This window comes from Mycobacterium sp. 94-17, assembly GCF_035617725.1.
GTDB lineage: Bacteria > Actinomycetota > Actinomycetes > Mycobacteriales > Mycobacteriaceae > Mycobacterium.
Window position 1 is genome coordinate 110,527 of sequence record NZ_JAPIYN010000017.1, and the last position, 11,510, is coordinate 122,036.

At 66.7% G+C, this 11,510-nt stretch carries 10 protein-coding genes and 1 pseudogene; 1 reads left to right on the plus strand and 10 read right to left on the minus strand.

The features are described from left to right. Positions 1 to 10: 10 nt before the first annotated feature. A complete protein-coding gene (locus tag OQ789_RS19220) occupies positions 11 to 310 on the plus strand; it encodes a hypothetical protein (protein ID WP_324687683.1) in 300 nt (99 codons plus the stop codon). Positions 311 to 423: 113 nt separating this feature from the next. Here the strand turns inward: OQ789_RS19220 and OQ789_RS19225 are convergent, their stop codons facing one another. From OQ789_RS19225 to OQ789_RS19270, 10 genes and pseudogenes are all read right to left on the minus strand, one after another. Beyond that, positions 424 to 1,104, minus strand: a complete 681-nt coding sequence (locus OQ789_RS19225; protein WP_324687684.1) for a response regulator — start codon at positions 1,102 to 1,104, stop codon at positions 424 to 426. 34 nt (positions 1,105 to 1,138) lie between these two features. Then, positions 1,139 to 3,715 (minus strand): sensor histidine kinase KdpD, encoded by a 2,577-nt coding sequence (locus OQ789_RS19230; RefSeq protein ID WP_324687686.1) that lies wholly within the window; start codon positions 3,713 to 3,715, stop codon positions 1,139 to 1,141. Between the two features lie 12 nt (positions 3,716 to 3,727). Further along, positions 3,728 to 4,651, minus strand: a complete 924-nt coding sequence (locus tag OQ789_RS19235; RefSeq protein ID WP_324687687.1) for a potassium-transporting ATPase subunit C — start codon at positions 4,649 to 4,651, stop codon at positions 3,728 to 3,730. 1 nt (position 4,652) lies between these two features. Beyond that, the gene (kdpB, locus tag OQ789_RS19240; RefSeq protein WP_324687689.1) at positions 4,653 to 6,815 is read right to left on the minus strand and encodes a potassium-transporting ATPase subunit KdpB; all 2,163 of its coding nucleotides are present in this window, start codon (positions 6,813 to 6,815) and stop codon (positions 4,653 to 4,655) included. After that, positions 6,815 to 8,485 (minus strand): potassium-transporting ATPase subunit KdpA, encoded by a 1,671-nt coding sequence (gene kdpA / locus OQ789_RS19245; RefSeq protein WP_324687690.1) that lies wholly within the window; start codon positions 8,483 to 8,485, stop codon positions 6,815 to 6,817. The genes kdpB and kdpA overlap by 1 nt, the downstream gene beginning before the upstream one ends. Beyond that, complete coding sequence (locus OQ789_RS19250) at positions 8,486 to 8,575, minus strand: potassium-transporting ATPase subunit F (RefSeq protein WP_324687691.1); 90 nt, start codon at positions 8,573 to 8,575, stop codon at positions 8,486 to 8,488. Continuing rightward, positions 8,572 to 8,676: a potassium ABC transporter ATPase gene (locus tag OQ789_RS19255; protein ID WP_324687692.1), complete on the minus strand. Its 105-nt coding sequence runs from the start codon at positions 8,674 to 8,676 to the stop codon at positions 8,572 to 8,574. The genes OQ789_RS19250 and OQ789_RS19255 overlap by 4 nt, the downstream gene beginning before the upstream one ends. 229 nt (positions 8,677 to 8,905) lie before the next feature. After that, positions 8,906 to 10,441 (minus strand): HAMP domain-containing sensor histidine kinase, encoded by a 1,536-nt coding sequence (locus OQ789_RS19260; RefSeq protein WP_324687693.1) that lies wholly within the window; start codon positions 10,439 to 10,441, stop codon positions 8,906 to 8,908. Continuing rightward, positions 10,438 to 11,214: a response regulator transcription factor gene (locus tag OQ789_RS19265; protein ID WP_324687694.1), complete on the minus strand. Its 777-nt coding sequence runs from the start codon at positions 11,212 to 11,214 to the stop codon at positions 10,438 to 10,440. Before OQ789_RS19265 ends, OQ789_RS19260 begins: the two co-directional genes overlap by 4 nt. Positions 11,215 to 11,386: 172 nt before the next feature. Continuing rightward, positions 11,387 to 11,510: pseudogene (locus tag OQ789_RS19270) on the minus strand (type VII secretion protein EsxI); the annotation flags it as partial.

An 11,510-nucleotide genomic window follows, 5' to 3' on the forward strand; every position in this document is an offset into this window, starting at 1 on the left:
CCGTCGCCGAATGAACCTTCGCGGAATCGAACTGCGCTACGTGCTTGCGATGCAGCTGGCGGTGCACGGGCCGGCGACCATCGCCGAATTGATCGAAGCGCTGCAATGGCATGGCTTTCGGGTGCGCGGCAGGCCATCGAAGTCCATCTCGGATGCGCTGCGATGGGAAGTCGAACGCGGCAGGGTGTATCGCCTCGGGCGGGGCAGGTACGGGCCCGGGTACATGCCGCGCGGCACCGAGCACCGGATCCACCAGCGTGTGCTGGCGTTGCGGGACGCGGCCAAATGTCGCTATGAGGCGGGCAATTGACTTATGTCTTCGGGCGGAGGTCAAAGTGGCGGGTGTGACCAAAGTGGACGGCGGGACGGCGGCGGGACGGCGGCGGGACGGTGGGACGGCGGCGGCACCGCGTGGCACTGTTCTCACGCCTCGAAGCGATACCCCATGCCCGACTCCGTCAGCAGATGTTTGGGATGCGACGGGTCGTTTTCCAGTTTGCGGCGCAGCTGCGCGAGATACACACGCAGGTAATGTGTTTCGGTGGCGTACGCCGGTCCCCACACCTCTTTGAGGAGTTCCTCGCGGCCGACCAGCTTGCCGCGATTGCGGACGAGGACTTCGAGCATCCCCCATTCGGTCGGCGTGAGGTGCACTTCGCTGCCGTTCTTGGTGACCTTCTTGGCGGCCAGGTCGACGGTGAACGACTTGGTCTCGATCACGGGTTGCTCCATCTCGGAGGTCGCGGTGTTGCGCCGCACGGCCGCCCGCAGCCGTGCCAAGAACTCGTCCATGCCAAAGGGTTTCGTCACATAGTCGTCAGCGCCGGCGTCCAGCGCCTCGACCTTGTCCGAGGAATCGGTGCGCGCCGACAACACGATCACCGGCGCGGTGAGCCAGCCGCGCAGCCCGGCCAGCACGTCGATGCCGGAAATGTCCGGCAGGCCGAGGTCGAGGATCACCACGTCGGGCTTGTGCTCGGCGGCCGCGCGCAACGCGCCGGCACCGCTCGACGCGGTGATCACCTCATAGCCCCGCACCGTCAGGTTGATGCGCAGCGCGCGCAGGATCTGCGGCTCGTCGTCGATCACCAGCACCCTGGTCATGCGCGCCGCTCCTCCGCATCGCCGTCGACGCCCGTCATAGCGCATCAACCGCTTGTGGCGCGGCCATATCCACGATCACGGTGAGTCCGCCGCCCGGTGTGTCGGTTGCCGTAATCGTCCCGCCCATCGCTTCGACGAAGCCGCGCGCCACCGACATGCCCAGCCCGACACCGATGGTGTTGTCCTGGTCGCCGAGCCGCTGAAACGCTTCGAAGATCTGTTCCTCGGCCCCGTGCGGCATCCCGGGGCCCTCGTCGATCACGTTGATCAGCACGCGATCACCGACTTGCCCGGCGTTGACCCGCACCACACAGTCCGGCGCGTAGCGCAGCGCGTTGTCGATCAGGTTGGCCAGCACCCGTTCCAGCAGGCCGGCGTCCGCCATCACCATGGCATCGGACACGTCGACCTTGACCCGGTCGATGGCAGACCGGAAATAGCCCGTGGCGCCCTTGCCGACGCTGACCAGCGCGCGCTGCACGGTTTCCTCCAGATACACCCGGCTCAGCTCCGGGTGGATCACCCCGGCGGCCAGACGCGATGAGTCGAGCAGGTTTCCGACCAGCGCGGTCAGCTGGTCGATCGACTCCTCGACGGTGGCCAGCAATTCCGCGGTGTCGGCGGGGGAGAAGGCCACGTCCTCGGCGCGCAGGCTGGAGACGGCCATCTTGGCCGCGGCCAGCGGCGTGCGCAGGTCGTGGCTGACCGCCGACAGCAGCGAGCGCCGAAGCTCGTCGGCCCGCAGGATCGCCTCGGCGCGGCTCGCCTCCTCGGCGAGCTCACGCTGTTTGATCAGGCCCGCGGCCTGCCGGGCCACCGCGCCCAATACCCGGCGGTCGCGCGCGGCGAGCTTCCGGCCCGCCAGCAACATCCAGAACTCGTCGTCCCCGACTTCGATCGCGGTGTCGGCGGAATCGACGGCGGCGCAGGGGTTCCTGCCGACACAGGCGATCACCTCGCTCCTCTTGCCGCCGGCCCGCGCATCCTCGCCGGTCTCCCGCAGCAGGCTGACCGAGCGCTGTGCGTACGTCTCGCGCACCCGTTCCAGCAGTGTCTCCAGGTCGGCGCCGTACAGCACCGAACCGGCGAACAAGGTCAGCAGCTCGGCCTCCTGCGAGGCCCGGCGGGCCTCCCGGGTGCGTTTGGCCGCGAAGTCGACGAGCACCGCGACGGCGACCGCGACGAGCAGCAGCACCAATTCGGTGATGGCGTTGCTGGGTTCGGCGATGGTGAAACTGTGCCGAGGCGCGATCAGATAGTAGTTCAGCAGCAGCCCGGACAGCACGGCCGAAAGCGCTGCGGGCGCAACGCCTCCCAGCAGCCCGACCGCCAGCACGCCGATGAAGAACAATGCGCTTTTGCCGCCGGTGTCCAGATACGGGTCCAACGTCGTCACGGTGACCGCGCAGATCAGCGACGGCACGAGGAAGGCCGCCAGCCACGACGCGACCCGGCGCTCGCGGGGCGCGAGCGATGACGCGCGGAAGCCGCGTTTGGCTTCCTCGTGGGTGACCAGGTGCACGTCGATCTTCCCGGACAGCTCGAGGATTCTCGGGCCGATGCCCTCCTCGAAGAGGCGCGCCCAGCGTGACCGCCGCGAGGTGCCGATCACCAATTGTGTGGCGTTCATTTCGCGGGCGAACTCGAGCAACGCCGCGGGCACATCGTCACCGACCACGGTGTGCATCGACGCGTCCAGACTGCTTGCGAGTTCCCGTATCTTGGCCATCCGCGCCGCCGACAGGCCGGCCAGCCCGTCGCCGCGGATGACATGCACCACCTTGAGTTCGGCGGTGGCCTTCGATGCGATCCGCGATGCCCGTCGCACCAGCGTCTCGGATTCGGGACCGCCGGTGACCGCCACGACGACGCGCTCGCGGGCCTCCCACACGTCGGTGATCTTGTTGTCCGCACGGTACTTGGCCAGCGCGGTGTCGACCTGGTCGGCGAGCCACAGCAGCGCCAATTCCCTTAGTGCGGTGAGGTTTCCACGGCGGAAGTAGTTGGACAACGCTGCGTCGATACGATCCGGCGCGTAGACATTTCCATGAGATAGCCTGCGACGCAACGCCTCCGGGGTGATATCGATGAGCTCGACCTGAGACGCCTGCCGGACGGCCGAGTCCGGTATGGTCTCCTTCTGCTCGATGCCGGTGATCTGCGCGACGACGTCGTTCAGGCTCTCCAGGTGTTGCACGTTGACGGTTGAGATCACCGTGATTCCGGCGCCGAGCAGTTCCTCGACGTCTTGCCATCGCTTGGCGTTCTTGCTGCCCGGCGTGTTGGTGTGTGCGAGTTCGTCGACGAGGACGACTTGCGGGTGGCGCTCCAGCACCGCGGGTACGTCAAGTTCGGCGAAGGTGCCGCCACGATAATCGACGTAGCGCGGCGGGATCAGCTCGATGCCCTGAAGCAGCTCAGCGGTTTTCGACCGTCCATGGGTTTCCACCACGCCCGCCACCAGGTCGGTCCCGCGTTCCAGCCGCCGATGCGCCTCGCCCAGCATCGAATACGTCTTGCCGACGCCGGGGGCCGCGCCGAGGTAGATGCGTAGCTCCCCGCGCTTGGGATGGTGGTCGCGGAGACTGGCGTCGCTCACGTCAACCATCATCCCCCCTCGGCGCTAACTCGTGACCGGATACCGGTGGTCGAGTTGCAGATTTAGCTGCAGCACATTGACGCACGGTTCGCCGAAGAACCCGAGTTCACGGCCGCTGGTGTGCTGCGCGACCAGTTCGCGTATCTGAGCTGCGCTGACGTGACGCACCTTGGCCACCCGCGCCACCTGGATTTCGGCGTAGGCGGGTGAAATGTTCGGGTCCAGGCCGCTGCCGCTGGCCGTCACCGCGTCGGCCGGGACCGCGGGGTCGTCCGGCGCGGCGCCGCGAATCGGCACGATCTGACCGATCGTGTAGTCCTCGCCGTACTTGGCGCACTCGACGCGCACACCCTCGTACAGGGTGAGGAACGGGGCCGTCGTCGATCCGCACGGCTCGTTGACGCTCACCACCCGGGTCGGGTGCACGACGTTGCCGCGCGCGTCGCGCGGCCCGATCACCGACAGCACCGCACCCACTCCGCCGCCCGTGCAGAACGGCCGCGACCCGTCGACTCCCTCCAGCTTCGCCACCGCGGCGCTGCGCGAGCACACCGTCGTCAAGAGGCCCGGTTTGAATCCGGCGTCCGCCGCGGACTTGCCCGCGGCCAACTGTGCCGGGTCGGCGGGTGTGTCGATGATGCTCTCCGGACCCAGGTTGCTGCCGCCCGACGACGTCGGGTCATACCCGTTGCCGGCCGCCGACGGACGGCTCTGGAAGTACTGCGGCAGCGCGTTGCCGTCCTTGTCGATAAACTGCTGACCGATCAGGCTGCTGCCCAACGGCTTTCCGTTCGCGGTCAGAATCGATCCCTCGGCATGACCTCGCAGTCCGGGGAACTGCGCAACCAGCCAGACGAACAGGGGATAGGCCAGGCCGGTGATCACGGTCAGCACCAGCAGTGTGCGCAGGGCCGCCCAGTGCAGGCGGACGAAATTCGAGAACCTCATGTCAGGACATCCCCGGGATGAATTGGACGATCATATCGATCACCTTGATTCCGATGAACGGGGCGACGATGCCACCGAGACCATAGATATACAGGTTGCGGCTCAACAGCTTTGACGCGCTGCTGGGCGTGTATCGCACGCCGCGCAGCGACAGCGGGATCAGCAGCACAATGATCATCGCGTTGAAGATGACCGCGGACAGGATCGCTGACTCCGGGCTGTGCAGCCGCATCACGTTGATCAGGTCCAGCCCCGGAAACAGCGCGACGAACATCGCCGGGATGATCGCGAAGTACTTCGCGATGTCGTTGGCGATCGAGAAGGTGGTCAGCGCTCCCCGGGTGATCAGCAGCTGCTTGCCGATCTCCACGATCTCGATGAGCTTGGTGGGATCGGAGTCCAGGTCGACCATGTTGCCGGCCTCTTTGGCGGCCGACGTGCCGGTGTTCATCGCGACACCCACGTCGGCTTGAGCCAGGGCGGGCGCGTCGTTGGTGCCGTCGCCGGTCATCGCGACCAGCCTGCCGCCCTCCTGTTCGCGCTTGATCAGGGTGAGCTTGTCCTCCGGGGTGGCCTCGGCGAGGAAGTCGTCGACGCCGGCTTCGTCCGCAATCGCCTTGGCGGTCAAGGGATTATCGCCGGTGATCATCACCGTTCTGATGCCCATCCGCCGCATCTCGTCGAACCGCTCGCGCATGCCCTGCTTGACGACGTCCTTGAGGTGGATGACGCCGAGCACCCGCGCAGTTTTGTCGGCCGCGCCGCCGCGGCTTTCCCCGACGACCAGCGGGGTGCCCCCGCCGGCGGAGATGCCGTCGACCACCTCGCCGAGCTGGTAGGGCACCTTACCCCCTTGCGCGCGTACCCATTCCGAGACCGAACTCGCGGCGCCTTTGCGCAACAGGTGACCGTCGAGGTCGACACCCGACATCCGGGTGGTGGCCGAGAACGCCACCCATTGGGCCTGGGACAGCTCACCCGGGGTGCGCGCACGCAGCCCGAAGTTTCGCTTGGCGAACACCACAACCGAACGGCCCTCGGGTGTTTCGTCGGCGAGACTGGACAACTGCGCGGCGTCGGCCAGCTCTTCGGCCGAGATGCCGTCGAGAGGAATGAAGGCGGCGGCCTGCCGATTGCCCAGCGTGATGGTGCCGGTCTTGTCCAGCAGCAGGGTGTTGACGTCGCCGGCGGCTTCCACCGCCCGGCCGGACATGGCGAGCACGTTGCGCTGCACCAGGCGGTCCATGCCGGCTATGCCGATGGCCGACAGCAGCGCGCCGATGGTCGTCGGGATCAGGCACACCAGCAACGCCACCATCACGATGCCGGTGACCCCGCTTGCGTTGAGCGCCTGGCTATCCGGGACACCGGGGTTGTTGGCCTTGGAGTAGATCGCCAACGGCTGCAAGGTCGCGACGGCGAAGACGAAGATGATGGTCAGCGCGGCCAGCAGGATGTTCAGCGCGATCTCGTTCGGGGTCTTCTGCCGGTCGGCGCCCTCGACGAGCGCGATCATCCGGTCGATGAAGCTCTCGCCCGGCCTCTGGGTGATCTGCACGACGATGCGGTCGCTGAGCACGGTGGTGCCGCCGGTGACCGCGGAACGGTCGCCGCCCGACTCGCGGATCACGGGGGCCGACTCGCCCGTGATGGCCGATTCATCCACGGAGGCAATGCCTTCCACGACGTCACCGTCGCCCGGGATCACCTGGCCGGCCTCGACCACGACGATGTCGCCCTGCTGCAACTGGGGCGCGGCGACGGCCTCTTCGAGCGCGGTCGCGCCGGGCGTCCAGTCCCTGAGCCGCCGGGCCAGGGTTTGGGTCTTGGCGCGGCGCAGCGTTTCGGCCTGGGCCTTGCCGCGGCCTTCGGCCACCGCTTCGGCGATGTTGGCGAACAACACCGTCAGCCACAGCCAGATCACGGTCAGCCAGGCGAACCACGTGGGCTCGATGACCGCCAGCACGGTGCTCCATGCGGCGCCGATCTCCACGATGAACATCACCGGGTTGCGCCACAGGGTGCGCGGGTCGAGTTTGCGCAGCGCGTCCGGTGTCGACCGCCACAGCACCTTCGGGTCGAGCAGGCCGCCCTGCACCCGTTTTTTGCTTGTGGGAGTTGCCGGTTGCGTCTGCTCGGCCGGGTTGAGCGCGGTCGCGGTCATCAGTGAATTCCTTCGGCGAGAGGCCCGAGCGCGAGCATGGGCAAGAATGTCAGGGCAACGACGATCAACGTGACGCCGGCGACCATTCCGACGAACTGCGGCCGGTGGGTGGGCAGGGTGCCCGCGGATTCCGGTGTGCTGCCCTGTTTGGCCAGCGAGCCGGCCAGCGCCAGCACCAGCACGATGGGCAGGAATCTGCCGAAGGCCATCGCCAGCCCGAGGGCGGTGTTCCACCAGTCGGTGTTGGCGGACAGGCCGGCGAAGGCGGACCCGTTGTTGTTGGCCGCGGAGGTGAACGCGTAGAGCACCTCGGAGAGTCCGTGCGGTCCGCCGTTGAGCATGCCGGCCCGCTCGCCGGGCAGCGCCATCGCGATCGCGGTGCCCGTCAGCACGACCAAGGGTGTGACCAGGAAATAGCCTGCGGCAAGCTTGATTTCGCGGGGATTGATCTTCTTACCGAGGTACTCCGGAGTGCGTCCGACCATCAGCCCGGCGACGAAGACGGTGATCACCGCCAGCACCAGCATGCCGTACAGGCCCGAACCGGTGCCACCGGGCGCGACCTCGCCCAGCTGCATGTTGAACATCGTGATCATGCCGCCGAGGCTGGTAAGCGAGTCGTGGGTCGAGTCCACGGCGCCGGTGGAGGTGAGCGTCGTCGCGGCCGCGAACACCCCGGAGTCGGTGACGCCGAAGCGCTGCTCGACGCCCTCCATCGCCGAGCCGACCGCGGCCGGGACCGTGCCGTGATGCTGCAATTGGAACCACAGCATGAACGCCGTGCTGGTCGTGTACAGCGTCGCCATCACGGCCGCGATCGCGAAGCCCTGCTTGGTGCTGCCCACCATGCGCCCGAAGGTGCGTGGCAGCGAGAAACCGATCACCAGGATCAGGAAGATTTCCAGCCAGTTGGTCCAGGCGGTCGGGTTCTCGAACGGATGCGCGGAGTTCGCGTTATAGAAGCCGCCGCCGTTGGTGCCGAGCTCCTTGATGGCCTCCTGGCTGGCCACCGGGCCACCGGTGATGGTCTGCGCGGTTCCGTTGACGGTGCTGACGATCTGGTCGTGCAGGTGGAAGTTCTGGATCGCGCCACCGGTCACCAGCAGGATCGCGCCCAGGGTGGCGATGGGAAGCAGGATGCGCAGCGTTCCGCGCACCAGGTCCACCCAGAAGTTGCCCAGCTCGCCGGTGCGCCTGCGGGCGAACCCGCGCACCAGCGCGACGGCCACCGCCATGCCGACGGCGGCCGAGACGAAGTTCTGCACCGCCAGGCCGGCCATCTGCACCAGGTGGCCTTGGGTCGTTTCGCCCGAGTACGCCTGCCAGTTGGTGTTGGTGACGAAGCTGACCGCGGTGTTCCACGCCAGCGAGGCCGTCATCTTCGTGCTCGGGTCATGCAGGTGCAGCGGCAACTTGTCCTGCACGAGTTCGAACACGAACAGGAAAATGATGCTGACCGATGAGAAGGCCAACACGCTGCGGGCGTAGGCGCCCCACGTCTGTTCCGAGCGGGCGTCGACCCCGATCAGCCGGTAGATCATCCGCTCGGCGTAGAGGTCCTTTTCCGACGTGTACACGCGAAACATGTAGTCGCCGAAGGGCACGTGCACGATCACCACCGCCGCGACGAGCACGACGAAGAAAAGGATCCCGGCGGTTGTCGTGTTCACTTAGAACCTCTCCGGGAACAGCAGGGCGCCGCCGAGGTAGAGCGCGACGAGAATGGAAAGCACCAAGCCAACGAGATTTTGGTAGTTCATAGCCGCTCGACCAACTTCTGGGCCAGGCCGAGCGAGGCGAACACCGCCACGGTCAGCACGAGAAACACCACCACGCCCATCACTTCTCCGTCCCGCGCCAATCAGGCACATACACAAGGGACCTCGACGAGCCGGCCACAGCACATGGGTGTCGCACGCACGGCGCAGCCAAGCGCAGCGGGTCACCACGTCATGTGACTGCCGGCCAAGGTCAGATCGAAATTAACGGGGCGGCATCCGGCGTGCGGGTTCGATTGACGGTTTCCTAACACGCGCACGGTGCACCTTTACGGTTTCTTAGCACCCCCCCGACGGGGCGTTTCCCGCGGGCTAACGCGACGGTTTTTCGCCGCCGGTTTCAACGATCAGCGGCAGCCGCACTCGAATGACGGTGCTGTTCTCATTTGACTCGGCGGTGACCGAACCATGATGGGCTTTGACGATCGAGCTGACGATGGCCAAACCCAGGCCGTGGCCCGAGCCGTTCGATCGTGACTTGTCGGCGCGCACGAAGCGCTCGAACAACACGGGTAGCAGCTCCGCATCGATGCCCGGACCGTCGTCGGTGACGGTCAATTCCGCGTACGGCGCCTCGGGATCGTCACGGCGGCAGGAGATTCCGGTCGCCACCGTCACCCCCGGCGGGGTGTGCATGCGCGCATTGAGGAGCAGATTGCTGACCAGCTGATGCAACCGGTCGTGATCGCCCCGCACCCATACCGGCTCATCGGGCAGCTCCTTCACCCAGTGGTGCGTTGAGGCCGCCACCGTCGCGTCATTCACCGCGTTGCTGACCAGATCGGCCAGGTCGACGTCCTCGGACTGCAGGTCTTGGCCTTCGCCCAGGCGGGAAAGCAGCAGCAACTCGTCGACCAGCAAGGCCATCCGCCGGGCCTCGGATTCGATGCGTGCCAACGCGTATTCGGTGGTCGGGGGCAGTGCCGAGCTGTCCTGGCGGGTGAGTTCGGCGTAGCCCTGAATCGCGGCCAGCGGCGTGCGCAGTTCATGGCTGGCGTCGGTGATGAATTGGCGCATCCGCAGGTCCGAGTCGACCCGGTGCGCCAGCGCGCTGTCGACGTTGTCCAGCAGGCGGTTCAACGTGTGGCCGACGATCCCGACCTCGTTCTGCGGGTTGGTGTCCTGCGGTGGCACCCGGACGCTGATGCGGTGGTCGTCGCCGGTGAGCGGCATGACGGCGACACCGGCGGCGACGGCCGCGAGCCGGCGCAGCGGCCGAAGCGTGTAGCCGACCACCCACACGGTGAGCCCGGCGGTGAGCACCAATGCCGCCGCGATGAGCACGATGGTGGTGACCTGCTTGCGGGCGATGATGCGGTCGGCGAGGTTCTGCGACACCCCGACCACGAGGACGTCGGCCCCGTCGACGGTGCTGTCGATGCGGTAAGGCCCTAGCCTGCCGAGTATCTCGGTGCGCGGTGGCCCGTCACCCCACGAGTGCGATTGAAGGTCGCGGATCACGTCGGCCGGCGCGGGTTTCGGCTCGTCCTCGGAAAAGACCGCCGAGCCGATCACGGTGCCGTTGTGCAGCACGGCGGTCAGGTTTCCCGGCGTCTGGCCGGTGAACTCCAGCATCGCCTGGGTGATCGGCGGGGTGCCGGGATGTAACGAAACATGTTCGCCGTGACGGTATTTGGAGTACTGATGGGCCAATGCGTCCAGTGACTCGGCAACGTCGGCATCGCTCATGGCGTTGACATAGCCGCGCAGGCTCAGCACCGAGACGATCCCGACCGTCACCAGCACCACGCTGACGATGGCCAGCACTCCCAACAGCAACTGGCGCCGTAGCGAATGTGGGTACCACCGGGGAAAGCCCCGCGATGTGCTGTCCGGGTCCGGGCTCATTCCGCCGGCCGCAGCATGTACCCCACACCGCGCACGGTATGAATCATCGGTTCCCGCCCGGAGTCGATCTTCTTCCTCAAGTACGAGATGTAGAGATCCACGATGCTGGTGCGGCCGGCGAAGTCGTAATTCCATACCCGGTCCAGGATTTCGGTGCGGGTCAGCGCCCGGCGAGGGTTGCGCATGAGGAAGCGCAGCAGTTCGAATTCGGTGGCGGACAACGATATCGGGTCACCGTCTCGGGTGACCTCGCGGCTGGCGCTGTCCACCCTGAGGTCGCCGACTTTGAGCGTCTCGGCGCTCGGTGTGGGCTGCTGGCCGGAGCGGCGCAGCAGGCCGCGCAGCCGGGCGACCAGTTCCTCGAGGCTGAACGGCTTGGTCATGTAGTCGTCGGCGCCCGCGGTCAGACCGGTGACCCGGTCCATCACGGAGTCGCGCGCGGTGAGGAAGAGCGTGGGGGTGTAGGCGTCGGACTGGCGGACGCGCTCCAGGATTCGCAACCCGTCCACGTCGGGAAGCATGATGTCGAGGACGAGGACGTCGGGGCTCACCCGGTCGAACTTGGCCAGGGCCTCGCGCCCGTTGTGGGCGATGTCCACGACCCAGCCCTCATAGTGCAGGGCCATCTTGACCAGGTTGGTCAGCGCCGGCTCGTCGTCGACCAGCAAAACCCTGATGGGTGACCCGTCGGGACGGTAGATCCTCGGTAGCTGCCCCAGGATGGCTTGGCGCGGGCGCTGCGCGCCGGAGGATCCCGAGGTCATTGCGGTCATGTTCTTACATTCTGGCAAGACGCATACCGAACTGTCACTCAGTTCATAGAATTCTCAAATGTGAACCCCGCCCGCCGGATCGCATCCTGTGCCGGTTGCGGCACAAGCTCATTCGCTCTGCAAAACGCGGGACCGCACACCGTGTGGTGTGCGGTCCCGGCGGAAAGAGGTATCAGGCCCAGCTGGACCCGACGGCGCTGTCGGTGCTGGCCATGTTGTTGCCGGCGGACTGGACCTTCTGTCCGTGGGCGTTGGCCTGCTCGTAGATGACCTGGAAGTTGCGACCCAACTGGGTG